Annotated in this window: 14 protein-coding genes and 2 pseudogenes; 2 read left to right on the top strand and 14 right to left on the bottom strand. The window is 65.5% G+C overall.

All coding sequences use genetic code 11. The features are described from left to right. Positions 1-36 precede the first annotated feature (36 nt). Together AB0L64_RS14955 and AB0L64_RS14950 are read right to left on the bottom strand one after the other, a co-directional pair. The gene (locus AB0L64_RS14955; protein WP_363710685.1) at positions 37-1,857 is read right to left on the bottom strand and encodes a hypothetical protein; all 1,821 of its coding nucleotides are present in this window, start codon (positions 1,855-1,857) and stop codon (positions 37-39) included. A 249-nt stretch (positions 1,858-2,106) separates the two neighbouring features. Beyond that, a pseudogene (locus AB0L64_RS14950) lies at positions 2,107-3,170 on the bottom strand (IS630 family transposase). Between the two features lie 98 nt (positions 3,171-3,268). On the opposite strand from AB0L64_RS14950, the pseudogene AB0L64_RS14945 reads away from it, so the two are divergent. Further along, positions 3,269-4,913 (top strand): annotated as a pseudogene (locus AB0L64_RS14945) (IS1634 family transposase). 358 nt (positions 4,914-5,271) lie between these two features. Here the strand turns inward: AB0L64_RS14945 and AB0L64_RS14940 are convergent. The 10 genes from AB0L64_RS14940 to AB0L64_RS14895 all read right to left on the bottom strand — a co-directional run bounded on the left by AB0L64_RS14940 (position 5,272) and on the right by AB0L64_RS14895 (position 21,585). After that, positions 5,272-5,874, bottom strand: coding sequence for an SMI1/KNR4 family protein (locus AB0L64_RS14940; RefSeq protein WP_363710684.1), 603 nt, complete (start codon positions 5,872-5,874; stop codon positions 5,272-5,274). 174 nt (positions 5,875-6,048) lie between these two features. Beyond that, on the bottom strand, positions 6,049-6,447 hold the full coding sequence (locus AB0L64_RS14935) for a DNA/RNA non-specific endonuclease (protein WP_363710683.1): 399 nt from the start codon (positions 6,445-6,447) through the stop codon (positions 6,049-6,051). After that, positions 6,419-7,240, bottom strand: a complete 822-nt coding sequence (locus AB0L64_RS14930) for an RHS repeat-associated core domain-containing protein (RefSeq protein ID WP_363710682.1) — start codon at positions 7,238-7,240, stop codon at positions 6,419-6,421. Before AB0L64_RS14930 ends, AB0L64_RS14935 begins: the two co-directional genes overlap by 29 nt. Continuing rightward, positions 7,219-7,872 carry a hypothetical protein gene (locus AB0L64_RS14925; RefSeq protein ID WP_363710681.1) on the bottom strand — a complete coding sequence of 218 codons (654 nt, stop codon included), beginning with the start codon at positions 7,870-7,872 and terminating at the stop codon, positions 7,219-7,221. The genes AB0L64_RS14930 and AB0L64_RS14925 overlap by 22 nt, the downstream gene beginning before the upstream one ends. A 244-nt stretch (positions 7,873-8,116) precedes the next feature. Then, complete coding sequence (locus AB0L64_RS14920; RefSeq protein WP_363711135.1) at positions 8,117-8,500, bottom strand: CPCC family cysteine-rich protein; 384 nt, start codon at positions 8,498-8,500, stop codon at positions 8,117-8,119. 5 nt (positions 8,501-8,505) lie between these two features. Then, a complete protein-coding gene (locus AB0L64_RS14915) occupies positions 8,506-17,391 on the bottom strand; it encodes a DNRLRE domain-containing protein (protein WP_363710680.1) in 8,886 nt (2,961 codons plus the stop codon). 263 nt (positions 17,392-17,654) lie between these two features. Next, positions 17,655-18,656, bottom strand: coding sequence for a dipeptide ABC transporter ATP-binding protein (locus tag AB0L64_RS14910; protein WP_363710679.1), 1,002 nt, complete (start codon positions 18,654-18,656; stop codon positions 17,655-17,657). Further along, positions 18,653-19,654 (bottom strand): ABC transporter ATP-binding protein, encoded by a 1,002-nt coding sequence (locus tag AB0L64_RS14905; RefSeq protein ID WP_363710678.1) that lies wholly within the window; start codon positions 19,652-19,654, stop codon positions 18,653-18,655. Before AB0L64_RS14905 ends, AB0L64_RS14910 begins: the two co-directional genes overlap by 4 nt. A gap of 115 nt (positions 19,655-19,769) precedes the next feature. Further along, positions 19,770-20,666, bottom strand: a complete 897-nt coding sequence (locus AB0L64_RS14900) for an ABC transporter permease (RefSeq protein WP_363710677.1) — start codon at positions 20,664-20,666, stop codon at positions 19,770-19,772. Then, complete coding sequence (locus tag AB0L64_RS14895) at positions 20,659-21,585, bottom strand: ABC transporter permease (RefSeq protein ID WP_363710676.1); 927 nt, start codon at positions 21,583-21,585, stop codon at positions 20,659-20,661. The genes AB0L64_RS14900 and AB0L64_RS14895 overlap by 8 nt, the downstream gene beginning before the upstream one ends. A 74-nt stretch (positions 21,586-21,659) precedes the next feature. Between AB0L64_RS14895 and AB0L64_RS14890 the strand changes: the two genes are divergently transcribed. Next, entirely contained in the window at positions 21,660-22,886 is a 1,227-nt protein-coding gene (locus AB0L64_RS14890; RefSeq protein ID WP_363710675.1) for a transposase, read from the top strand. A 37-nt stretch (positions 22,887-22,923) separates the two neighbouring features. On the opposite strand, the gene AB0L64_RS14885 is transcribed toward AB0L64_RS14890, so the two are convergent. Beyond that, the gene (locus tag AB0L64_RS14885) at positions 22,924-24,507 is read right to left on the bottom strand and encodes an ABC transporter substrate-binding protein (protein WP_363710674.1); all 1,584 of its coding nucleotides are present in this window, start codon (positions 24,505-24,507) and stop codon (positions 22,924-22,926) included. 370 nt (positions 24,508-24,877) lie between these two features. Continuing rightward, positions 24,878-26,581 carry an ABC transporter ATP-binding protein gene (locus AB0L64_RS14880; protein WP_363710673.1) on the bottom strand — a complete coding sequence of 568 codons (1,704 nt, stop codon included), beginning with the start codon at positions 26,579-26,581 and terminating at the stop codon, positions 24,878-24,880. Positions 26,582-26,589 lie beyond the last annotated feature (8 nt).

The raw sequence follows: 26,589 nt of genomic DNA, 5'->3' as shown, positions 1-26,589 counted from the left end.
GCGAAACCTTCCTGTCCGATCGTCGGGAACAGGATCTCATCCGGCGGCACGGTCGGACCGCTCGGCCTTGGGGATCCACACCTGCAGGCCGATGGTCTCCCGTGCAGGCGCGAGCTCCTCGTACTGCGCGCGGAAGTCGAGTCCGCAGGCCCGAAGAGCGTTGATCTCCACGTCCGAGATCGCCCGGTTCAGGATGACCAGCGGCGGCCTGGACGGACGCTCCGCGCGGCAGGCCGCTTCGATCCCGGCGGCGGTGCGCGTGCGTTCCTTCGGCGCGATCCAGGCCTCGCCGAGCGGGCGGCCGCCGAGCATCAGGACCAGGCCGGCCATCTTGTCGAAGGCGAGCACCGGCCGTCCGGGCGGCTCGGTGTAGGGCTTCAGGTCCGCGGCGAGACGGCCGAACTTCTCCTCGGCGGCGGGCGACAGGTAGACGCCTTCCAGCGCGGGGATCGTCGCGGCCGCGGTCAGCTGCGAGTGACCGACGGAGCGATACGGGTAGCGGAACAGGCCGGTGTACGCGATGCTCGACGTCGCGACGAGGACCCCGCCCAGCACGAGTGCGAGGGTCAGCCGCGCCATGAGCGGAGTCGCCCAGATCCCGGTCAGTACGGCGATCATGACCGCGGCCCAGGCGGCGAACGCGTTGAAACCGATCGTGTACAGCGGGGTGTTCGTGCCGAACGCCTGCACCAGCGGCAGCAGGACGAGCAGCGTGAGAATCACCCAGGTCCGGGTGTTCTCACGACTCAACCGGGAGCGGGGCGTGACGCCCGCGCGACCCGCCAGCAGTGCGCCGGCGCCGGCGACGATGGCAACCAGTACGGCGGCCAGCAGCGTCTCGGCGTACATCGCGATGTGTTGCGAACCGCCCAGTGCGCCCTCGGTGACGGCGACGCGTCGTACGGACAAGACCAAGGCGACCGCCCCGAGGACCGCGGCGGCGATCCGGAGCCAACGCCAGCGGGCGATCGTGGCGACTGCGACCGCGACCAGCAGCAGACCGTGGGCGACGAGTGTCCGGCCGATCAGGTCGACTGTGCTCGACCAGTACAGGTGCAGCAGCTGCGGCGGCGTGTACGACGTACCGGCGATGAACTTGTTGACGTCCAGGATGCCCGGCACCGCGACGTCCAGACGGACCACGAAGAGCTGCACGACGAGCGCCGCCAGCGCCAGCCCGCCGAGGGCGAAAAGGATGCCCCGGGCAACGGATCGCCACCCCTGGCCGGCCAGCACGACCACCGCGGTGATCACGATCAGCCCGATCACCACGACCGACGTCCATTTCGCCAGCACCATCGCGCCGATCACCAGACCGGCGACGAGGAAGACCCAGAACGGGATGGACGTACCGCGGTCGACGGCGGTGGCCGTCCAGAGCACGCACGAGACCAAGGTGAGCGCGCCGAGCAGGACGACGTCGTTGTAGCCGGGCGACTGCGGGATCCAGCTGTAACACATCCCGCCCGCGGCGAGCACGACCGCCGTCCCCGCGGCCTCCCACAGCCGGGTGGGCGGCGCGCCGGGTCGTCGGCCGCGCAGCCAGCGCATGAAGCTGTAGCCGAAGACGAGGTGGACGGTGACCACGGTGAACAGCCGGAAGAAGCGCAGCTTGACGATGTCGTACCCGAACCACTCGAACACCGGGCCGTACACGTACTGCACACCGGTCAGCGCCAGCGGGTTACTGTCCCACCACCGGTACGAGAGCAGGTAGTAGCCCTCGTCGGTGATGTCGAATCCTTCGTTGGCAGCCCGGCCCGCGGTGAGAATCCACCACGCGGCCAGCCCGCCGGCCACCACGATCACCCCGGCAAGCAGCACGAACCGTCTGCCTGCCGAGGGAACCGTACTCACGGCCGCCACCCTAGGCCATCACTCCAGACCTATCGCTCACGCGTGTGAGTAGGCGGTCTGCGCTTCCTCCGCGAAGTGACACGAGACGGTCTGGCCGGACATTGCCGGTACGCCCGCGACCACCGCTCATGGCTAGTGTCCCGACTGGCCCGGTGCTTTCACGATGATGTCGTGTCCGTGACAGGGACCTTTCGCGGTTGAGCAGCCGTGAAACCGGCGTCCAGTCGAGACGATACCCGGGCCGTTGTCCTAGTGCCCCGCGTCTGAGGTCTTCTGACGGTTCGCCTTCTTGAGGATCTGGTCGGCGGTCTTGGTCCAGACGAAGGGGTGTGATCGGTCGTTCCAGCCGGTGATGAAGCGCCGGATCTTGGCGTTGAGCTCGTGCACGGATCGGAAGGTGCCGCGGTGGATGGCTTGGCGCTCGATGATCGAGAACCACACCTCGACCAGGTTCATCCAGGACGCGTGAGTGGGTGTGAAGTGCACGCTCACGCGGGGTTGTCGGCCAGCCAGTCCTTGATCTTGGGGTGTTTGTGAGCGGCGTAGTTGTCCATCACGAGGTGCAGTTCGCGGCCGGGGTGGGCGCGAGCGACCTGCTTGAGGAAGGCAGGAACTCTTGGTGGCGGTGCCTCGGTTTGCAGGCCGCGGTGACCTGGCCGGTGGCGATCTCGAGTGCGGCGAACAGGGTCGTGGTGCCGTGCCGGACGTAGTCGTGCGAGCGGCGTTCGGCCAGTCCTGGCTGTAATGGCAGGATCGGGGCAGTGCGATCCAGTGCCTGGATCTGGCTCTTCTCGTCCACACACAACACGATCGCGTTGTCCGGCGGCGCCAGGTACAGGCCGACCACGTCGGTGACCTTGGCGACCAGTTCGGGGTCGGTGGAGAACCGGAACGACTCCGACCGCCACGGCTGCACCCCGAACTCCCGCCACGCTCGCGCGACCGTGGCGTCCCCGATCCGCAGATGCCGCTCCAGCAGCCGAGACGACCAGTGCGTCACGCCGTACTTCTTCGGCGGCGGTGTCAACGTCGCTGCAACGATGCCCCGGTGATCGACCGTACGCGGCCGGCCCGCACGCGGCTCGTCGTCCAGCCCCGCCAGCCCCCGCTCGCCGTAACGCTCACGCCAGCCGATCACCGTCGGTCGCGACACACCAACCAACTCCGCGATCTTGGTGTTCGAGACCCCCTGCGAGGGCCAGCAACACGATCCGCGCCCGCTGCGCCAGACCGGCCCGCACACTCGACGCCCGCGTCAACGCGACCAAGCCTTCCTCGTCACCCTCACGCAACACCAACCTGACTTGGGTCACGTCGACAGGTTTTTGGGGACCAGATCGCGCTGACCTGCGGTGATGGGACTGGTTAGTGTGCCGTTAAGGCACTAAATCTGGGTCGGTAGGATCGCTGGATGGCCTGGGTTCGGCGGGTTCGTACGGCCTCGGGGGCCACGGCGGTTCAGATCGCGGAGTCGGTCGGTGGTCGGCGTCGGATCGTGCGGCACGTCGGCTCAGCTCGTGATGAGGTCGAGTTGGGCTTGCTCGTGGAAGAGGCTCATCGCCTGCTGGCTGATGATCGTCAGGGGATGCTGGATCTCGGGATCGCGCCGGCGCCCTGAAGGCTGTGATGGTCCCGCCGCCCGCGGCGGCGGCACTGTTCCCGGGCGCTGCGAGGGGGCTGGCATCGCGGCAGGTGGTGCCGCGTCGCGGGTGCTCAAGACCTCCTGCGGGCTGTTGTACGACGCTCTGGCTGGGGTGTATGCCAGTCTTGGCTTCGACATCGTGGCTGACGAGGTCTTTCGCGATCTGGTGATCGCGCGGATCGTGGAGCCGACCAGTCTGCTCGACATCGACCGTGTGCTGGCCGAGATGGGCCGGGTATCGGTGAGCCTGTCGACCCGCAAACGGACCCTGCGGCGCTGCCGCGCGGGCGCCTACCGCGACCAGATCGCGACCGCTTGCTTCAACCACGTCCTGGCCGCCGGTGATGTGTCGTTGGTGCTCTACGACGTCACCACGCTCTACTTCGAGGCGGAGAAGGAAGACGACCTTCGCAAGGTCGGCTACTCCAAGGAACGCCGCGTCGACCCGCAAGTGGTTGTTGGGCTGCTGGTCGACCGGCACGGGTTTCCACTCGAGATCGGCTGCTTCGAGGGCAACAAGGCAGAAACGCTCACGATCGTCCCGATCATCAAGACCTTCCAGGAACGCCACGGCCTGGCCGACATGGTCGTCGTGGCAGACGCCGGGATGTTGTCAGCGGGCAACCTCACCGAACTCGATGAGGCAGGCCTGCGGTTCATCGTCGGCTCCCGAGTCACGAAGGCACCCAAGGACCTGGAGTCCCACTTCCGGTGGCACGGCGACGCGTTCGTCGAGGGGCAGGTGATCGACACCATCACCCCGAAGGACCAGCGCGGAACGGCGAGCAACGCCAGTGACCCCAAGGTGAAGGCCGAACCGGTCTGGGCCCCTGACCAGCATCCGGGGTCGTGGCGGGCGGTGTGGGCGTACTCCACCAAACGGGCGGTGCGCGACAACAAAACCCTGACCCTGCAGGAGAACAAGGCCCGAGCCGTCGTAGAGGGCGAGAAGACCGCGAGGACGCCTCGGTTCGTCAAGACCCGCAATGGCGCCGCCGAGCTCGACGAGGCATCACTCGCGCGGGCACGCCGGCTGGCCGGGTTGAAGGGCTACGTCACCAACATCGAGGCCGGCATCATGCCCGCGGGCGAGGTGATCGCGAGCTATCACAACCTGTGGCACGTCGAGCAGTCGTTCCGGATGTCCAAGACCGACCTCCGTGCCCGGCCGATGTTCGCCCGCACCCGGGACGCGATCGAGGCACACCTGACCATCGTGTTCACCGCGCTGGCAGTGTCCCGCACCGTGCAGAACCGAACCGGCCTATCGCTGCGACGGTTCCTGCGCACCCTCAAGCCACTTCGCTCAGCCACTGTCGAGATCAACGGCATGATCACCACGATCCCGCCCGCACTCAGTCCCGACCAACAGGCCATCCTCAACGCACTGGACCGCCCGATCCCAAGGCACTAACCCGATTGACCCAACTCAGGGCGCCAGACCGGCCCGCACACTCGACGCCCGCGTCAACGCGACCAAGCCTTCCTCGTCACCCTCACGCAACACCAACGCAGCAGCAGGACGATTCGCCATACCTCATCATCCCAACCACTAACCGTAAATCAACTAACGACGCGCGGCACTAGCCACCTGGAACAACCAACGCACCGATCCGAGCTCGGCACGCTACATTCAGCATCACTGACCGACGGGTCGACTCGCCGAGTCGACATCTCCGTATCAGCCTCGATCCTTCATCGGGTTCCGGCATGTCGGTGAGGGCTGGTGTTTTGGGTAGGGTCGCGGTCGCAGTGATCTGCGTGGATCAACTTTAAAATGCCAGTGGCCCCCGCGTTTCGGCGAGTTTGCGAAGCACGGAGATAAGTCGCCCGCGCCGATGGACCAGTACCGGATCTCCGCTCGGCTGGACAGAGGAGAGGATGAACTCTCCCCGCTGAACTTCTGACGCGATAAAGCCGAGCAAGTCTGACATCGACAGGGCGACCACCGTCTTACGGTCTTCGTCACGCCCGAAGTTGATGACCTGACCGGGTCGACCACCTGTACCTGGAGCAAGGTCCACACCCAGGTAATTGCCCTCCATACTCTCCTTCAGCATGGGCAGCCATCCGGAAGTCGTATACTCCAACTGAACAGCATCCGATGGAACCGACTCGGAGAAGGCGCGCAAATCCTCCATGTCTGCGGGCGAGGTCTCCTCGCGCATTGATGCCCACTCACGCCATTCTCGCAAGGATTCATTGACTCCAAGGAAGATCAGTCCGCCAATTACTCCACCGGATGCTTCCCGGCCCGCTTCGCCATTATGAATCAGCCACAATCTCCGCAATTCATCAGGCAATGCGACACCGACAACCTCTTCATATCGACTGAATTCAATGTCCGTCGCGGGACCCCGCAGAGCGGCATCCAAGCCCGGCACAAGGTCACGGAGCCAAGGCCGATACACCGCAAAGAATGACCCTAAATTCATTGCACTCCCTGCTAGGGTTCCGGGTTTTCTATGAACTTTTCGTCATGCATTCCAGAACTGCTCCAGTAATACATCGCAACACCAATCGGCAGCCTCGGATCGGGACTGTAGGCGCTATACTCCGGCCGAACTAGGTAGTAGACGGAATGGCCTGCGTTCACTTCCCTGCGCTACGGCATTCTCGAACTTCTTCATTCCGGATAGATTTGCTCGGCTATACAACGCCACCATATTCTCGCGCGCCTCGTTGCTGCCGCCAAACCTTCTCGCGATGAGATGACTCTTATGCATACCCTTGTCGCTGTCGTACCCAGGCGGCGCTACTCGCGTACCGTTGTCGAGGTATTCCTCTGCCACTGGCCCGCCTCGCAGGCAAGCTTCGGCTCCGGTCGCACGACCATTCTTGTCCAGCGCATGATAGAAGATCTCATTATAGCCGCCCGGCGCATTCATGCACCTATCGCGCTGTTTTTCCTTATCGACCTCAAGAATTTGATTTTTGAATGGAATCACCCGAGGTCATCAGGATAAGGCTAACCACGCTCAGCCATCCACTCGCGGCTCCGAGACCACGGATCACAGGCTTCACCGAAGGCACCTTGGGCGGGTACAGGATTGGAGTTCGACCTGGCGGGATCGTGATCGTCTTCGGCGGAATGGGCAGGAAGTCTTGCGACGGCCCATCGCCACACCTGAGTAGAGGTGGGGGACAACTGTTCGTCGTCGTTGTGGCGGCTTCGGTCCCGGCGCCGCCCGAAGTCAGCGAGTCGTTGATGTGGCCGCCATACTCGATGCGGCTGATGGGGTTGCCGCCGCCGAACATATACCGGTTCGCGTTCCACGGATCCGTACCCAGACCGAGGTCGGTCAGGGCGCCGTTGAACATGTCGCGGGTCAGGAACCGGTTCAGGCCGGGGTTGTACTCGCGGAAGCCCATGTCGTACGTGCCGGTAGCGCCGTCGAAACGACTTGAGTTGAACCGGTACGGGTTGACGATGTCGGCGTTGGCGGCCGGGTCGTTGTCCTTGATCTCGTCGTCGCCGGTGGTGCCGACCTTGTCTGGCTGGCCGTAGGCGGTGTAGCGGTACGTCGACGTGGTCGCGCCAGTCGACGCGTCGGTCAAAGTCTCGACGTCACCGTGCGGGTTCGTGCCGTAGAACGACTTCTTCGAGGTGGTGCCGTTGACCGGGGAGTCGACCAGGGACAGGTTCTCCCCGGACGCGCCGTAGGCGTAGGACTTGGAGACCTTCCAGGTACCTGCGGTGTCCTTCTCCTCCTCGGCCGTCACCTGATCGGCCAGCCCCACGAACGTGCACCTGGTCGAGACCGACGCGGCGGTCCCGACCTTCTCGACTGGTTCGTGACCCGGTCGAAGGCGTCGTAGGTCTGGTTTCTCGTGAACGTCGGCGTACCGGTCGTGTCGAACTTCTGCTGCCGCACCAGCCAGTCGTAACCGTCGTAGGCGTTCTGCTCCACCACCTGCGAACCAACATCCGACGTCGTCGCACGCCCGAACGCGTCATACCGCTGATTCAGCGTCACGCCAGCCGTGACCGACTTGATGAGCCGGTTACGGTCGTAGGTCATCGTCGACGTCATCGCACCGATCGTCTGCTTGACAGTGTTGCCGGCCGCGTCGTACTCGCAGGCCTCGTCGTCGCCCTTCTCGACGCCAGTCTTGACGACCGCCTCGAGCTGCTGGGCGGCCGTGTAGAGGTAGTTCGACGCCTGGTCCAGATACTCAGGGCTCTGCGCCTTCAGGAGCTTCTCGGCATCCTGCGAACGATCACCATCAGGGTTGAAGCGCAGCGAATGCGACGAGACCAGCTTTCCGCCGCTGGTCGTCTCAGTCTGGATCCTCGGCAGGCCATCCTCGTGATACGTGAACGTCGCCAGGTTCCCGTTCGGCTTGGTGATGGTGGAGCCCAGCGATGACATCTCCTCGACCAGTTCGATGAGTTGCCATCACGACCGCCGGACTCGTCCTCCTCAATCTTCAAAACCCACCCGGTGAGAAGACCTCAGTCTCGCCCACCGCCCTCAGGCTGACACGCGGTTTCGTAGCGCACAGTCAACGCAGGTGCGAGTCAGGCTCGAGTATCCCGGGGAACCTCTCCCCCGGGGTCACCCGAGCCTGGGACGCTATCTCGCTACTACGAAATTGCGACACTCCGATCAGACGCTATTTTCGCGACCGACCCCTATCCTGCCTCCAAAACGTTGGCCGCCACCAGTAGAGGACGGAGCGATCCCCAGGCCAAGGTGCCTGCTGCACCAATGTCTCCTCAAAGCTATCAAAGCTCAGATCGATCGGGCGAAATTTCTCGTCGATCGGTTCGTTTACCCTAGGCGGCCGAGCACTCTCCGACAGGCGAAATTCGCTGACTCCGATCGCCCTGTATGTCTGCTGGGCATCCACGAGGGACAACTCGTTAGCACCACCTGGGTACAGCGGCCACCGGAGTTGCACCTGGTCGTCCTCCCAGAGACATACCGGGCAGACATGATAGGAGCCAGGCGGATCGTCATGCACGAGATGACCGCAGCACGGGCACGGGTAACGCATAATCACTATGGCACCAAGGTTCCAGGTTGTCCATTAAAGTACGCTTTGTCAGCGTTAAAGTAGGTGACGATCCCTCTATCGACGGTAACGCCGAACTCGCTGGTCTTTGGATCGAAATAGTACCGAGTTGTTCCATCTTGTTTTATCTGCACACCGGGACGTCGCCCCTCGCAGGTGCACATCAGGTCACGCGCAGCGTAGTCATACTCGGATTTCGTTGCGAAGCCCATCTGCTCGCCGTGGACGTCGTAGTGATGATCGAGGTTCCGACCGCTTGTCCACCTGTCACCCGAACACCCTGCAGTGTTGTGGACCAGGACCGGTGTGTTGCCCGCCAGCACATAGTACGTGTGGATGCCGTCGACGGTCAGGTTATACGCGGTCGCGACTCGCTGCGAGCCTGGCCGGATTCCGACGACGCGGACCAACTTTCCGCCAGGCGTGAGGAGTTCGTCGCCTTGGTCGAGTTGGTCGGCGCGCTGGAACTCGCCGTCCGTCGCGTTCCAGAACGGGTGATCCTCCGTCGTGGTCAGAGGGCCGCTGTCGGTTTCCAGGACGAGCAGAGTGTCGGTGTGGATCCACAGACGGGTGACTGTCCGCGGTCCTCGTTCACCGGTCTCCGGGTTGGTGGCGAGAACCTTGTCCCCGACCTTGACCTGCGAGATTGGTTTGCGTGAGCCGTCGCCCATCTCGACGAGGGTCTCACCGCTGAAGCTGCAATAGCCCCCGCTGACCCGACTGCGGCCAGTCGGCGACTCCGGACCACCGCTGAGGCGAGCACCTCCGCCGTCGTGGCCCAGCGGGACGCCCATGGTGCCGGTCGGGGTGTACGGACCACACCGGATGCCTGGCTGCTGGCACAGCTCGGCAGCGAACAAGTTCGAGAACTTCACGTCGGTCAGGCCGCAGGACCCTCTGTGGCCGTTCTCGACCTTCATAGTCTCGAGGTTGTTGCAACCAACAATCTCCTCATGCCCCTGGCCGCCCTTGTCGCCAATGAGCTTCGCCTTCGTCGCTTCGTACGCCGGCTTGAAGACGCTCGTGTCCTCCGCGGTCACCTCGCGGCTGCCGATGATCCGAACCACAGGCTCTAGAGGCCGGCCTCCGCCCGAAGTCAGCGACACGTTGATGTGGCCGCCGTTCTCGATGCGACTGATTGGGTTGCCGCCGCCGAACATGTAGCGGTTCGCGTTCCAGGGGTCGGTGCCGAGTCCGAGGTCGGTCAGGGCGCCGTTGAACATGTCGCGGGTGAGGAACCGGTTCAGGCCAGGGTTGTATTCGCGGAACCCCATGTCGTAGGTGCCGGTGGCGCCGCCGAAGCGGCTGGAGTTGAACCGGTACGGGTTGACGATGTCGGCATTGGCGGCCGGGTCGTTGTCCATGATCTCGTCGTCGCCGGTGGTGCCGATCTTGTCGGGTTGGCCGTAGGCGGTGTAGCGGTACGTCGACGTGGTGGCGCCGGTGGTGGCGTCGGTGAGGGTTTCGATGTCGCCGTGCGGGTTGGTGCCGTAGAAGGACTTCTTTGAGGTGGTGCCGTTGACCGGGGAGTCGATCAGAGACAGGTTCTCGCCGCCGGCACCGTAGGCGTAGGACTTCGAGGTCTTCCAGTTGCCGTTACTGTCCTTCTCCTCCTCGATTGCTACCTGATCGGCCAAACCGACAAAGGTGTAACGAGTCGAGATCGAGGCGGCCGTGCTGACCTTCTCGGACTGGTTCGTCACCCGGTCGAAGGCGTCGTAGGTCTGGTTGCGGGTGTAGGTCGGGTTGCCGGCGGTGTCGAACTTCTGCTGCCGGACCAGGCGGTCGTAGCCGTCGTACGCGCTCTGCTCAACGACCTGGGTGCCGACATCGGTCGTGGTGGAGCGGCCGAACGGGTCGTAACGGTAGTTCAGGGTCGTGCCGCCTGTGACCGTCCTGATCAGCCGGTTGCGGTCGTAGGTCATCGTCGAGGTTGTGGCGCCGATCTTCTGCTCGATGGTGTTGCCGGCAGCGTCGTACTTGTAGTCCTCGGTATCGCCCTTCTCCACACCCGACTTGGTCACCGCCGCGAGCTGCCGGGCCGGGGTGTAGGTGTACTTCGACGCCTGATCCAGGTACACCGACGAGTTGGCTTTCAACAGCTTTTCCACGTCCAGCGACCGGTCGCCATCGGCGGTGTAGTACAGCGAGTGCGAGGAGACCAGCTGCCCAGTCTTGGTCTTCTCGGCCAGGATCCGCTGCAAACCGTCCTCGTGATACGTGAACGTCGCCACGTTGCCGTTCGGCTTCGTGGTCGAGGACCGCAGACCACGCCCGTCATAGGTGTAGGACCAGGTATCCAACGTCCCGGTCGGGGACTCTCCGGCCTTGACCGTGGCGACCAGGTTGCGGACGTCCCAGGTGTAGCCGGTGTAGCGCCCCACCTGCGGGCTGCCAGTCCCGGCATCCGCGAAGCGCTGGGCATTGCTCGACAGCACGTTGGAGTCGAGGTCGTAGGTGTAGTCGGTCGTTGCCTTGTTCAGGCCGGACTTGAGCTCCTGGATCTTCGTGCTGCGGCCCAGGCCGTCGGTGGTGATCTTGAAGGTGTCGGCTGGGGCGTTCGGGTTGGTGTCCTTGACCTCGGTCTGCTGGCCGTTCAGGTCGTAGGTGTAGGTGAACGAACGGGACTCGGCAGGGCTGGTCGAGACCAGCTTGATCGCATCCGCAGACACCACACCATCAGCCGATGGCTTCAACGTGATCGTCTTCGCGACACCGTTCGGGAACGAATAGTTCCCCAGGTTCACCCACGGGGTTGCAGCAGTACACGCCTTCTGATCGACCGTCTTCGTGGCCGCGCCGTTGGAATGATTGATCGTGTACGTCGCAGCTGTCGTCGCATCGGTACGCACCGGGCAGGACGCATAGACATCGAACGCGCCCGCCACATCCGGCAGCACCCGCCAACTGAAGATGTCGGTCGACCCTGTCGCCGCGGCGTGGTAGCGGTAATCCGCGCCTTGGGTGTTGGTGCCACCTGTGGCCGTGGTCCAGGTGCCGGTCGAGGTGGTCTGCCAGGTGTCGGCGTTGTCCACAATGTCGACCGGCTGCTGCGCGGCCGTATCGGAGCGGGACTGCAGGGCACCATCGCGGAAGTAACCCCACGCCTGCGTCCGCTTCGCGTCATCACCGGGCACAGTGAGCGTGCGGTCGGTCTGCTGGCCGAGCTCGTTGTACTTGTACGTCGCGGTGATCTGCCACGGATCCGTCGACGTCTTGACCTCGCCGGAGCCGTAGTAGGTGAAGTTCGTCCACTGCGCAGCCGGCGGCGCAGTCGCGGTGAACGTCGGCTCGGACTGGGCCTTGACCTCACCGGTTGGGTAGTAGGTGATGAACGTGCTCGACGGCGTCTTGTACAGATCGGTGGCCGTGTCGAACGCGGACTTGTTCTGGATCGGCCGGTTGTTCTTGTCGTAGACGGTCTCGGAGTACAACTCGGGCCTGGTCGGGTCGTCAACATCGGTCGGCCGGGTCTGGCGCGTGACATTGCCGGCCTGGTCGTAGGTCAGCTTCGTGACACGCTGCTTTTGGTGCCCACCGATCGGCGTATGCGGCACCGACACCTCGATCGGCTGACCGGCCTCGTCGTACTTGGTCGTTTTCGTGTGACCGGTCTGGTTGACCTCCGCCGTCACCAGGCCATCCGCGTCATACATCTTCTTGCTGGTGTATCCGGCCGCATCGGTCACGGCGGTGGGGCGGTGATTCAGGTCGTAGACCGTCTTCGTGGTGTAGTCGTCGGCCGCGGACGCGTTGCGCAGCGGATCGATCACGGTGGTTTGGTTGCCGACCAGATCGTACTCGTAGGTCGTGGTCGGATTCTGCGCCGCCCCGGCACCGTCGATGAACGGCGTCTCGACCTTCAGCACCTGCCCAAGCCGGTCATAGGTGTACTTGGTCACGAAATCGTTCGGATCCGCCGTGGTCGCGACACCCTTCGGCGCGGTCTCTGTGAGCTTCCGCCCGAGCACGTCATAGGTGTACGCCAGCTGCCGACCAGTCAAGTTGTTGTCCGGCAACGTCTTGGTCAACAAGTTGTCCGTGGCATCGAACGTCGACACCGACTGCGCACCGTTCGGCGCGGTCTCCTTGGTCACGTTGTCGTTCAGGTCGTACTCGGTCACCGTCGTCCGAGTCACCCCGGGCGTCTGGGTCGTGTCGTACGGCGTGGTGATCTTGGTCGGCCGGCCGAACGCGTCGTACTCCGCGATCGTCTCCCGCTGGTACACGGTGCCGACCAAGTCCTCGGCGACCCGGGTCACGTTGCCGCGGACGTCATAGGTGAACTCGGTCGGTGTCAGCAGCGGATCGGTGATCTTGGTCGGGTAGCCGCTCAAGTCGTAGGCCGGATACTGGGTCGCGTTGCCCCGCGCATCGGTCGCCGTCGCCAGCGTCCCGTTCGCGTTGTAGACGTACGACGGCCCGAAACCGAGACCGTTCTTCACCGTCTTGACGTTGCCGTTCGCGTCATACGTGAACGTGCTGGTCCGCCCGGCGGCGCTCGTCTTCGACAACAGCACCGTCGGTTTCGCGCCGGTGGTCAGCGTCTGGTAGGTCAGCACCACGCCTGGCAGGCCGTTCTTGACCGCCATCGCATCCTTCACCACCAGCGGATAGCCGGTCTTCGGGTCGTACTCCCACGTCGACACCGCGCCGTTCGGCTCCTGCAACCGGATCACGTTGTGGTCGCTGTCCCAGGCCAGCAGCGTCGCCTTGTCACCGCCGACGGCGTTCTGGTTCGCGTCCACGATCCTCGTCGTACGACCGAACGCATCCATCCGGTACGTCGTCACCGACGGCGCGGACCCGTTGACGTCAGTGACCGTGGCCGCACGCTCTTTCGCCACCGGGTCCGGATCGGCGTAGGTGAACGTGGTGTTGTTGCCGCGGCGATCGGTGTAGCTCTTGGGCCGTCCGGCATACGCCGAGGTCTCGTTCGACGTGTAGTACTGGACCTTGGTCTCCACGCCGGTCTCGGAGTTGCGCGGATCCTTCACCGAGATCAGCCTCGTGTTGCTGTTGTTCGAGCCGTCGGTATAAGCGAACTGGAACGACTTCACCACCGCATCCGGGTCGAACGCGCCCGCATTGAACGGGCCACCATCCTCGAGCTTGATCAACTGGAGCGATCCGTTGTAATTGAACTTCAACCCGCGCCCGGACACATCGCGGATCCACGCGACATGCTTGTCGCTACCGGGGAGATATCCCAGCGTCAGCACCTGCCGCCCACTCGCATCCAACACCGTCGTCAACCGGCCAAAGGAGTCGTAGCTGAACGACATCGTGTTCCCGTTGCGATCCACGACCGACGTCTGCCGTCGTGTCTCGGAATCGAAGAAGAACCGAGTTCCGTCGGGTCGCGAGAGCACCCACTTGTTCGCGGCGCCAGGGGTCAGATCCTGCGTCAGATCAAGCGCGACACCCGCCGGACGCGTGTACGTGACCTCCTGCGGAGTCCGCGTCGCCTCCCTGAAGTAGTGCGTCGTCCCATCGCCGTCCACGAACGACATGACGTTGTCGTTGTCGATCGCCAGCCCTTCGCCCAGCCTCGTCAACGTCGCCGGCTGTACAGAGAACCCGTAGCCCGTCGCCGACGACGACGTCGAAATGCCGTCCTGGCTGTTGTACGCCAACCTGACAAAGGCGGACGGACCGATCGAGGGGTTCGACAACGCGTCGTACGACCACACGACGTTGCCGTTGTACAGGTTCGTCAGCAACTGCGAACCGCCGCCGGTCTCCTCACCGGCATACGACAAGAACTTCTCCAGACCCAACTGATCCGACGTCGCGTCCTCGACATACCTGTCCACACACAACAGGCCGGCCGTCTCCATCGCACACCCCTGCGACGGCCTGCCCGGCGGGGACGTCGCGTTGTCACCCTCGAACCAGGTCTTCTTGTCCGGGTTCAGCAGATCCAGATGCAGGTCGTACGACTTCCGCTTCGACCCCGAGTCGGCGTTGATCGGCGCCTTCATCGGCAAAGTCACCGTCTTCGACTCCCCCGGCGCCAGAGCCTGTTGCAGCGGGACGCTGAGACGCTCACCTTCAGTCGTCAGGTCGACTTGGCTGCGCGGATCAGTCCACCGATACGACACCAGCAGATCGCCTGGCCACGGGCTGTTGGACGTGTTGGTGACCGTCACCGGAGTGCTGACAGTCGTGTTCGGGTCGAACCGCTCGGGAATCTGGTCAGCCTGATAGGTCTCGGCGTCGTTCTTGGCCAGGTGCTCGATCCACAACCGGGGACGGAACAGCTTGTCCGGGGACTCGCTGTTCGTGATGCTGACCAACTGTTGTCCAGTCGCGCCGGCCGCTTCGTCGTGGGTCCGCAGCAGCAGGCCGTGGTTGTCGCCTGGGTTGTTGACCCAGGACTGCAGTTTGGTGACCAGGTTCGACGTGGCGCCGGTCGAGGCGAACGTCAGTCGTTGTGCGTTGTTGTCGGGACGCACCGATCCGAGCAGCGCGGCCGAGTCGTAGTCACCGCCCGGCGCGGTCCAGTTGATCGTCGAGGTCGCCCGGTTCCAGGTCGCCTCGGTCTCGATGAAGTCCCTGTTCAGCGCGTACAGGTCGAAGTCCGCACGGCCGCTGCCGGAACCGTAGTTCGAGTACAGCTCCACCCGGGCGTCGGTGACCTTCGTGCCCTGCTTGACCGCCGACGTGTCGAACTCGAACACACCCCGCTCGTCGCCGTACGTCGGGTGGTTGTTGCCGACCTGCACCCAGTACCGCGTGTTCGCGGTACCGCCGCCGTCCGGGCGTGACAGATTGGTGTTCTGGTAGTCCGTCGCCGCGGCCAGCGTGGTGTCGGGGATGCCAGTGGTGGGATCGCCGGTGAACGACCGCAGGATGCGGCCCTCGCGTGGCGTCGTGACGGTCTGCACGTTCGACGCCGCCCTGCCGTTCACGCCCTTCCTGACGTCGACGACCGTGCGCGCCACGATCCAGTAGTTGTACGTCGCCGGCTCGGTTGCACTCGACGGCGTCGCATCGCTGTCGGTGAAGGACCTCACCTCGGGCGGGACGGTCCCGACCAACGTGAGCGCGGTCGGCGCAGTCGTCGAAAAATAGTCACCCACCGGCGTCGCGCAAGGCTTGACCGGCAGCGCGCGGCAGCCACGGAAGATCTGATACTCGACCAGGTCGTCGTCATCGGCCGGCGTCGGGTCGTCGTACTTGCCCCAGGTCAGCTCCGCCCCGTTGGCGTTGACCGTCGACGGCGGGTTCAGCGCCACGCCCGGCTCGTCGTAGGTGACCACCAGATTCGGCCGCGCCGCGGTCTCCCCGCCGTACGTGCCCTCGCTCGCGCTGTAATACAAACCACCAGCCGGCGCCGTCGCCGCGTTCTCGTCCGCGGCCTTCAACATCACCCCGAAGTTCTTCGAGGCGTCGCGCACCCACGACTGCACATAGGTGCCCAGCCCGAACGAATGCCACCCGTCCCGGTCCCCCACCTGCTTCGTCGCGGTCGAGTACTTGACCCATTTCATCGCGTCCGCGATCGGAATCGTCAATGCCTGAGGCGACTGCTGCCGCGTGATCGTCACCTGCGTCGTGTTCCCCGGACGCGAATGGATCGTGCCCAGCGTGTACCACAGGTCGCCTCCGGACCCGGGCGTACCGGCCGTCTGATTCCACGTGACATTCTGCGAGGTCGGCACCCCATCGGCCGTCGCACCAACCAGCGTCGTCGGTAGGATCCCCCGCACACTCGACGGGTAATAGTGCCCCTGCACCTGATAGTCCCCGCCACTCGGAACCCGCGCATTCCACGTGAACGTGTCCGGCGTCGTCCCGGTCAATGCGTACGAGAACCAGCCGTTGATCGCGCTCGCGTTCGACTGCTCCTTCCACGGGCCCTGATATGACGCCGACAACGTGTCCTGATCGTCGACCAGCACTGTGTTGTTCGCGTACGTCCCTTCGAAGGCCGTGTTCATCGACGCCCACGTCGCCGTCGACTCCGACCAGTCCTGCGTGACCTTCACCGCCGCGAACGGCAGCTTGTAGTCCCCGCCGAAACCCGCACCGTAATGCACGTTGAGATCGGCCGAGCGGATCGTTGTGGTGGTCGGGATCATCGACAGATCGAACTTCAGCAGGCCCCGCCACGTGTTGTGACTCAAGTCGTCACCGGCCAGCATCGTCGGGATGCTGCCGTAGTTCGTGCCCGAGTTCTGCTCGGAGATCGAGGTGTCCTGCGCGGCGTCCGGATCCGGCACGACCACAATCGTCGGGTCGACGACGATCGGCCAGACCCGCTCCTTCGCCGCCAGCCAGGACTGGTCCGGCTTCAGCGTCAGCAGCGTCTTGCCACCCTGCTGGCTGATCGTCTGGGTGATCTTGTCCGAATAGCCCGGCTGGCCGAGCTGGTTCTGCGCCGAGGAGTCGTACATGTTCGGCGCCGGGATCACGTACCTCGGGCGCCCGTCCTCCGACTTGCCGCTGTTCTTCTTGAAGAACCCGATCGACCCGTCCGGCTGCGCCTTCGCGGTCAGACCGCTGGTGTGCAACTCGAACGTGTACTCGTCCGCGGCATCCGCAGGAGCCGTCAGTACGACGGTCTCCTTCACCCCCGTGCGAGACACGTAGTACCGCACGTCCGCCGTACCGAACACGTCGGGGAACGCCACCGACGAATCCTTCACCAACGGCGTCAGCTGCCGCTTCTCGCCGGCCGCACCGAGACTGATGGACGACCCGTCAGCCTCGAAGGTCAGCAGGCGGTCGGTCGACTTGCCGAACCGGGTGCGGAAGTTGTTCTTCGCATTCTCGAACGAGTCGTCGCCGCTGCCGGCGCTGACCTTCGTGTCGATGTCCTGCCACTTGCCCTTGGAATCCGTGTAGTGCACGGGTTCCGTGGACATTTCGACCTGCGTCGTGCCGTCCGACATCCGGTAGCTCGTAGATGACGCCGTACGACGTTCCTCGAGCTCCCGGACGCGCGCAGCCCCCGCGGCACCGGTAGAGACGGGCAATTTGTATCCCGCGAACACCTGCCGTGACAACCCAATTGCACGTTGTTGCCGACGACACGCGTGCGCCCGACGAACCCGGTCCTCGACGTGCTAGTGGGTATGCCGAGTCGAATGATCAACTCGATTGGTCGCGACCCGCACTGGCATCAGCGTTAGGCCGAGACTGCTGAGGTGTAGGCGGTCTGCGCTTCCTCCGCGAAGTGGCAGGAGACGGTCTGGCCGGATCTGATCTCCCGCAGCTCGGGTACGTCGGTGCTGCACTTGGCCTCGGCCCGCAGGCAGCGGGTGTGGAACCGGCAGCCGGACGGCGGCATGACCGGTGACGGCGGGTCACCGGCCAGCACGATCCGCTTCCGGCCCTGCCGCGCCAGACCGGGTTCGGCCGACAGCAGTGCCTGCGTGTACGGGTGCGCGGGCACGTCGTACACCTGCTGGTGACCGCCCAGCTCCGCGACCTTGCCGAGGTACATCACCGCGACCCGATCGGAGACGTGCCGGACCACGGACAGGTCGTGGGCGACGAAGATGATGCTCAGGCCGAGCTCCCGCTGCAGCCGCATCAACAGGTTCACCACCTGCGCCTGCACGGACAGGTCCAGCGCCGACACCGGCTCGTCGCACAGCAGTACGTCGGGGCTCAGCGCGATGGCCCGCGCGATCCCGATCCGCTGCCGCTGACCGCCGGAGAACTGGTGCGGGAACTTCGTCGCGTCCTCCGGCCGCAGCCCGACCAGCTCGAGCAGCTCGCGGACCCGGACCCGGAGGTCGACGCCCTTACCGACGTCCGGGTGCACCTCGAACGGCTCGGCGACGATCTCGCCGACCCGCATCCGCGGGTTCAGGCTGGAGTACGGGTCCTGGAACACCACCTGGACGTTGCGCCGCCAGCGCCGCAGCTCGCGGCCGCGGAGCTTGCTCACGTCCACTCCGCCGTACTCGATCCGGCCCGCGGTCGGCTTCTCGAGCGCGGCGAGCAGCCGCACGAGCGTCGACTTCCCGCAGCCGGACTCGCCGACGATGCCCAGTGACTCGCCCTTGCGCAGCGTCAGGTCGACGCCGTCGACGGCACGGACGACGGTCTTGGCGCCGAGGTTCAGCGCCGGGCTGATGTCGTAGTGCTTCACGACATTCGTTGCCACCAGCAACTCGTTCACACGGCCTCCTTGGCGGCGATCGTGGTCCGCCGCAGGCATGCGGCATCCCGCCCCGGCGCCACGGTCAGCAACGGCGGCACCTCGGCGGCGCAGTCGTCGACCGCGATCGGGCACCGGGCCCGGAAGGCGCACCCGGACGGCATCGCCCGCAGCGACGGCGGCGTCCCCGGGATCGTCGGCAGCTCGCGGCCCTTCAGGTCGGCCGACGGCATCGAGCCGAGCAGCCCTTCGGTGTACGGGTGCACGGGGTGGTCGAGCGCCTCCGCCGTCGCGGCCCGCTCGACCACGTGGCCGGCGTACATCACCACGACGTTGTCGGCGACGTCCGAGACGACGCCGAGGTCGTGGGTGATCAGCACCACGCCCATGTCCCGCTCGGCCTGCAGCTCCGCGATCAGCTCCAGGATCTGCGCCTGCACGGTGACGTCGAGCGCGGTGGTCGGCTCGTCGGCGATCAGGACGTCGGGATCGAGCGCGAGCGCCATCGCCAGCATCACCCGCTGCCGCATCCCGCCGGAGAACTCGTGCGGGTAGTCCCGCACCCGCTTCGCGGCGGCCGGGATCCGCACCTGGTCGAGCATCTCGGCGGCCCGCTTCATCGCGTCCCGCTTCGACATCCCGCGGTGCACCCGGTAGCACTCGGCGATCTGGGTCCCGACCGACTGCACCGGGTTCAGCGCCGACAGCGAGTCCTGGAACACCATCGTGATCCGGTCTCCGACGATCCGGCGCCGTTCGGCCGTGGTCATCGAGATCAGGTCCACCCCGCGGTACTCCGCGGTCCCGGACACGATCCGGCCGGGCGGCATCTCCAGGATCCCGGTCAGCGCCTGGGTCGAGACGCTCTTGCCGGACCCGGACTCGCCGAGGATCGCCAGCGTCTCCCCCGCCCGCACCTGCCAGGACACCCCGTCCACGGCCCGCACCGGACCGCGCGGCGTGTCGAACTCCACCGACAGGTTGTCGACCTTGAGCAGTACTTCGCCTGTCGCAGTCATCGGGCCTCCCGGTCTGGACTGAGGAGCGGAGGGAGCGAAGCGGCCGGAGCGACGAGGGAAGACCGGGAGTCACAGCCCGATGACTCACCGAGCCGGAGGCGAGGAATCTGTACAGTCATCGCATCAACTTCGGGTCGAGGGCGTCCCGGATCGAGTCGCCGATGATCATGAACGAGATCGTCATCGTGGAGATGAACAACGCCGGCCAGATGAACAGGTGCGGGGTGTCGCGGTACGACGCCGCGACGCCGAACTGCGAGCCCCACGAGATCGACGGCGGTTGCAGCCCGACCCCGAGGAACGTCAGCGCGGCCTCGAGCCCGACCATGCCGCCGATGCCGAGTGTGGTCATCGCCAGCAGCGGCGCCATCGCGTTCGGGAACACGTGCTTGCGCAGGATCCGGACCGGCGGCACCCCGATCGAGCGGGCCGCGAGCACGTACTCGCGGTTGCGGACCGAGAACACCGTGGCCCGCATCAGCCGCATCCCGCCCGGCCAGCCGATCAGCAGGATGACGCCGACGATGATCCAGATGCTGCGGTCCGCGACCGAGTTCAGGATCACGATCAGCACCACGATGCCCGGGATCGAGAACAGTACGTCGGCGGTCCGCGAGATCAGCCCGTCCACGAAGCCCGGGAAGTACCCGGCCAGCAGGCCGAGCGAGCCGGCCAGCAGGAACACGCCGAAACTGGCGCAGATGCTGACCAGCACCGACGGCCGGGCGCCGTAGACGACGTTCGCGAAGTAGTCGCAGCCCTGGATGTCGAAGCCGAACGGGTGCCCGGGGCCGCTGCCCTGGCGACTCTTCCCGAGCTCACAGAACCGGGGATCGACGGAGGTGAACAGCTTCGGCACCGCCGCCATCGCGAAGAACACCACCAGCAGCAGGCTGCACAGGACGAACTGCGGCTTGCGCAGCAGCGCCCGCAGCAACTCGCGGTTGGACAGGGTACGGCCGTCGCCGAGCTCCTGGGCTTCGGCGCCGACCACTGCTTGCACATCAGACATTGCGCACCCTCGGATCCAGGACGCCGTACAGGAGGTCGACCAGCAGGTTGATCAGGATGAACGAGATGAACGCGAGCGTGGACAGCAGCACCACGACACCGCCCTCCTTCAGCTTGATCGCCTGGAACATGAACTGGCCGAGACCGGGCAGGTTGAAGATGCTCTCGGTGATGATCGCGCCGCCGAACATGCCGGCCAGGTCGAGCCCGATGAACGTGACCACCGGCAGCAGCGCGTTCGGCAGGATGTGCCGCCACAGCACCCGCTGCTCGCCGAGGCCCTTGGCCCGCGCGGTCTTCACGAAGTCCGCGTTCACCGTCTCCACGATCGACGTCCGCAGCAACCGGGCCAGCCCGGCGAAGCCGAGCACGCCGATCACCAGCGCGGGCAGCAGGTACGAGCGCGGGAACCCTTCGAGCACACCGGACACCGGGAACCACTTCAGCTCGACGCCGAACAGGTACTGCGCGGCGAAGTACGCCACCAGCCCTGGCACGGCGAGCAGCACGAGCGTCGTCAGCAGCAGCGACCGGTCGATCCAGCCGTTGCGCTTGAAACCGGCGTAGATCCCGAAGAACAGCCCCAGCGTCCACTGGACGGCGTTCGCCAGCAGCGTCAGCTTCAGCGTCACCGGGATCCGCAGCCGGAGCTGGGCGGCGATGTCCGCGCCCGCGAACGTCGTACCGAAGTGGCCGGTGAGGATGTCCTTCATGCTCAGCAGGTACTGGACGATGAACGGGTCGTCCAGGTGGTACTGCGCCCGCTTGGCGGCCAGCACCGCGGCCGGGATCGGCTTGTCGCCGGCCAGTTCCCGCAGGGGGTCCCCGGGCATCGCGAAGACGAGCGCGAAGACCCCCAGCGTCACCAGCACACCGATCGGAACGGCCGCCACCGCGCGTCGCAGGACGTAACGAATCATCTGTGTTGCCGCGAACGGCGCCCGTTGGTCAAGGCCCGGAAGAACCGCGGCTTCCTCCCTTCAGGGACAAAGAAATGTCGGCGCTGGCTGATTCGATGAGTGCCATGTCCCGGTTCCGCCTCTACCCATCCCCCGCGCAGCAACACATGTTGCTGAAGCAGTGTGCTCATGCGCGCTACGTCTGGAATCTGGCGCTCGAGCAATGGTCGATGTGGACTCCTGACAAACCTCGAACACCGGGCTTTGCCGAACAGTGTCGGCAGCTGACCGAAGCTCGAGCCGCGTCGGGCTGGCTGCGCGATGGGTCGCAGACCGTACAACAGCAGGCGCTGCGGGATTTCGGCCAAGCTGCCCAGCGCTTCTACGCCGGCATCCATCGGCCACCGAAGTGGCGCAAGGCTGGACTCGACGAAGGATTCCGGATCGTCGGCGCCCAGGCATCGCGGATCATGAAGGTGAGCAGGAAGTGGGCGCGGGCTCTGATACCTAAGGTTGGCTGGGTGAGGTTCCGGCTGTCCCGCGCCATACCCGACGCCAAGTCGTACCGCATCAAACGGGACCGTTCTGGTCGCTGGCACATCGCCTTCGCTGTCGTCCCCGACCCGATCCCTCCACCCGGTACAGGCGAGGTTGTTGGCGTGGACCGCGGCGTCGCGGTGTCCGCTGCGTTGAGCACTGGCGAACTGCTGCGGTGCCCAGGGCTGTCGATGACCGAGCAGGGTCGGCTCGAAGACCTGCAACGCCGATTGGCACGCTCTCGCCGCGGCTCCGGCCGACGACAACGAACACTGGCCGCGATTGCCAAGCTGTGCGCTCGCGGCGCCGATCGCCGTAAGGACTGGGTGGAGAAGACCAGCACTGATCTCGCGCGGCGCTTCGACATCGTTCGAGTCGAAGACCTGCGCCTCATCCAAATGACCAGGCGGCCGAAGCCAAAGCCAGATCCCACGCGACCGGGAAACTACCTCCCGAATCAGCGCCGCGCCAAGGCGCGACTCAACCGCGGCATTCGGACCAACGGCTGGAGCGCTCTGGTGCGACGCCTTGAGCACAAAGCTGCCGGGCGGGTCGAGAAAGTCAACCCCGCGTACACCTCGCAGACCTGCAGCGTCTGCGGGCACCGCGCACCGGAGAACCGCAAGAGCCAAGCGGTTTTCCGGTGCGCAGCCTGCGGACACCAGGCCAATGCCGACGTGAACGCGGCCGTCAACATCGCGGCCGGACGGGCCGTCAGCGCACGCCGAGAGACGCCCACACGGGTCCCGCCGAAGCGTGAACCTCAACTCACTACCTCCACGTAGTAGTTGAAATCCCTGACCATCACGGGCGGGGAGGACGTCAATTGAACGTGGCCCAGAGCGCCGAGACGCCGACGTACTTCGAGACCCGCGGCTCGATCTTCGCCGAGTGCAGGTACGCGTTCGACTTGGTGTACAGCGGGATCAGCGGCATGTCCTCGAGGGCGATGTCCTCGGCCTGCTGGTACAGCTTGATCGCCTTGTCCGGGTCCGGCTCGGCGTCGCCCTTGGCCAGCACCGCGTCCAGCGCCGGGTTGGTGTACATCGCGAAGTTGGCGTCGCCGTTGGACTTGAACATCGGCGTCAGGTAGTCCTCGATCGACGGGTAGTCGTGACCCCAGCCGCTGAACCGCAGACCGTCGAGCTTGTGGTTGTTGGCGAGCTCGGTGATCTCCGAGCTCTGCTTACCGGTGTACTTCACCTCGAGGCCGAGGTTCTGCCGGAGCATGTTGCCGATCGCCTCGGCGAAGATCTGGCCGGTCGCCGACGTAGTGCTGTAGTTGATGTTCAGCGGGCCGGAGAAGCCGCCCGCCTCCTGCAGCAGCTGCTTGGCCTTCCCGGCGTCGAAATCGCAGTACTTGCAGGCGTTGTCGCGGTAGCCGGCCATGTCCGGAGCGACCAGGCCCTTGGCCGGCTCGGACAGCCCGACCAGGTCGGCGAACGCCTTGCGGTCGATCGCCTCGGAGATCGCGTGCCGCAGCTTCGGGTTCTTGAACCGCGCGTCCCAGGCCGGGATCACCAAGTAGTTCGCACCCGAGCTGACGCTGGTCACCCACTGGTCGGGGGCGTCGGTCTTGAAGCTCTTCACCTTGGTCGACGGCACGTCGACGAAGTCGAGGTTGCCGGCCAGGAACTCGTTGTACGCGGTGTCCGCGTTCGGGATGAACCGGTAGGTGATCTCGTCGGCCTGCGGGACCAGGGCGCCCTTGTAGCCGTCCCACTTGGCCAGCTTGAGGTCGTCACCGGGGTTCCAGTCCGCCGCGAGCTTGTACGGGCCGTTGCCGATCGGCTTGCGCTTGTAGGCATCGGGGTTCTTGCGGACCTCTTCGGGCAGCGGCGCGAGGCCGAGGTACTGCAGCGTCAGGCCGAACTGCGAGAACGGCACCTTGAGCTTGACCGAGAACGTCAGGTCGTCGATCTGCTTCAGGCCGCTCATCGTCTTGACCGCGGTCGGCTTCGGGGTCGCACCGTCGGGCGTCGGCGGGTTGAGCGCGTCGTACCCGTCGACCTTGGAGAAGAACCCGTTGTTCTTCCAGGCGTTCGAGCCCATCGCGGTCATGTTCCAGCTGTCCACGTAGTCCTTCGCGGTCAGCGGCTGGCCGTTCTGGAAGGTGTTGCCGGGCTTCAGCTTGATCGTCCAGGTCTGGCTGTTCTTGTCCGGCGTGACCGAGTCGGCCATCACGTTCTGCAGCTTGCCGGTCTCCGGATCGGTGGTCACCAACGGCGCGAAGATCGCCATCGAGACGCCGATCCCCGCGGTGCCGTTGTCGTTCAACGGGTTGATGTACTCCGGCGGGTCGGCGGCGATCGCGATGACCTCGCTCTTGCTGCCGGAGCTGCCGCCGGAGCCGCTGCTCTTGGAGTCACCACACGAGGCGAGCACCAGCGCCAAGCCGAGTGCCACCCCCACTACCCCACTCAGACGTCGCACGGTCGAACCAACTTCCTCGGCGGGAGGGCCGTTTAGGCGGGCGGAACAAGCGCCATGGTGGCTGGTCGAAACTGCGCATGTCAACGTTGTCAGGCGCAAAGCGGCGGCGCGTAACGTAGGCGTTACTTTGCCAAGACCTCAGATGACCAGCGGTCGCTTCCGGAGCGACCCCCCACTTAATCAGATCAGTCGGCTGGAGTCATCTGATGACAGGTCAGATTTGTGCGAAACTCGTCACTGCGCACAGTTGCGCAGTGTCAGCGACCGTCAGCGGTAACCAGCCGCTTGCATTCTGTAAAGCTCGGTATACGTACAGCCGTACGGAAACCACGGCAATTTCGGTTCACCGAGTGCCGGCGACCTCTCCTTGAGCCGCGAACAGGCGGGCGAAGCGGCCGTCTGGGCGGTTCATCAGGTCGTCGTACGTGCCTTGCTGCACGACCGTGCCGGCGTCGATGACGTAGATGCGGTCCATCTCTCGCAGCGTCCAGGCGCGGTGCGACACCACGATCGTGATCCGGTCGGCGCTGGTGCGGCGCAGTTCGGCGAAGATGTCGCGCTCCGCCTCGGCGTCGATCGCGGACGTCGGCTCGTCGAGGATCCAGACACCGGCGGCGCGCAGCCGGATCCGGGCCAGCGCGAGCCGCTGCCATTGGCCGCCGGAGATCCCGGTGCCACCCCACTGCTGCCCGAGCTGGGTATCCAACGGCCACTCCGCGGCGAAGGTGCCGGACAGCGCCGCCCGGACATCCTGATCGCCGACGCTGTGCGGCGCGCCGAGGCCGACGGCGTCCCGCAGGGTGAACTCGAAGCGCCCGAACTCCTGTACCAGCAGGCCGAAGTGCGCCAGCCGATCGTCCTCGGACAGCGCGGCGGCATCCGTCCCGTCGATCAGCACCCGGCCACGGTCGGGACGCAACGCACCGACGAGCAGGTTGATCGCCGTCGACTTGCCGGCGCCGTTCACACCGACGAGCGCGACCAGTTCGCCCCGGCGCGCCTCGAGGCAGACGTCGCGAAGCGCCGGCTCGACCGCGCCCGGGTAGCCGAAGGTGACGTTGTCCAAGGCAACGGAATCGACCGTCCGGACCACCGCGCGACGGCGCCGGTCCGGAATACCCCGGACGAACCGCCGGTAGATCGCGGCCTGCGGCGCCGCGGTGACAATGCTGCCGAAGGCGTACCCGCACTGGCGGATCGCGTTCAGCCCGGTGATCGTCCCGGCCACCGCGGCGGCCGCCGCTCCCCCACTCGCACCACCGATCACCAGCGCGATCAGCGCTCCGCCGAACAGCACGACCGTCGCCAGCGCCGCGGCCAGCTCGAGCAGCATCGCCGTACGGATCATCCGGTCGAGGACCCAGGTCGCCTTCGCGCGGCTGTCGGCGACGAGTTCGGCCACCTTCCAGCCGGAGCCGAGCACGGCCAGCTCGGTCCCCGGGCGCTGCTGGATGAGTTGCTCGGTCGCGTACGCCGCCTTGCGCTCGTGCGCACCCACCCGCGGCCAGCCCCTCGACTCCATCCGCGAGATCAGCGTGAACGCGAAGACCGTCGGGAAGAGCGCCGCGAGCACCAGCACCCCGGACAGCAGGTTGATCGACGAGATCGCTACACACAACACGACCGACGTGGCCGCCGCGCTGAGCACCTGGACCGGCTTTCCGGCGACATCGCTCATCGGGTGGGTCGCCGTGTGACTGGCTTCCAGGTCCCGCACCACCTCGGGCTCGGCCAGCCGGCTCGGGCTCAGCCGGGACGCCGCTGTGGTCAGCTCGACCCGCAGAGCCAGCCGCAATCGCAGCATCATCCGCTGCCCGGCGCCGTTCGACACCTGCGTCAGCGGGTACATCGACCCGACCACGACGGTCAGTCCGAGCAACGGACCCCACGGGTCGTCCGCCTCGATCAGGTCCCGGATCAGTACGACCTGTGCGCCCGGCAGGATCGCCAGGAGCAGCTGGAGAACCGAGTACAGCGCGAGCCATCCCGGAGTGATCCGGACGGCGTCGGCAACCGATTCACGGGCAGTGCGAAACGCCTCGAGCACGACGATCC

It is taken from the genome of Kribbella sp. NPDC051936, assembly GCF_040680955.1.
GTDB lineage: Bacteria > Actinomycetota > Actinomycetes > Propionibacteriales > Kribbellaceae > Kribbella.
Note: the sequence above shows the minus strand (reverse complement) of the source record. Positions and strands in the feature narration are given on the sequence as shown.

Excerpts from the sequence above, each read along its gene's own strand:
- AB0L64_RS14895 (WP_363710676.1), bottom strand. The coding sequence starts at position 21,585 with ATGATTCGTTACGTCCTGCGACGCGCGGTGGCGGCCGTTCCGATCGGT.
- AB0L64_RS14915 (WP_363710680.1), bottom strand. The coding sequence starts at position 17,391 with ATGTCCACGGAACCCGTGCACTACACGGATTCCAAGGGCAAGTGGCAG.
- AB0L64_RS14920 (WP_363711135.1), bottom strand. The coding sequence starts at position 8,500 with ATGCGTTACCCGTGCCCGTGCTGCGGTCATCTCGTGCATGACGATCCG.
- AB0L64_RS14925 (WP_363710681.1), bottom strand. The coding sequence starts at position 7,872 with ATGTCATCGCTGGGCTCCACCATCACCAAGCCGAACGGGAACCTGGCG.
- AB0L64_RS14905 (WP_363710678.1), bottom strand. The coding sequence starts at position 19,654 with ATGACTGCGACAGGCGAAGTACTGCTCAAGGTCGACAACCTGTCGGTG.
- AB0L64_RS14890 (WP_363710675.1), top strand. The coding sequence starts at position 21,660 with ATGTCGGCGCTGGCTGATTCGATGAGTGCCATGTCCCGGTTCCGCCTC.
- AB0L64_RS14900 (WP_363710677.1), bottom strand. The coding sequence starts at position 20,666 with ATGTCTGATGTGCAAGCAGTGGTCGGCGCCGAAGCCCAGGAGCTCGGC.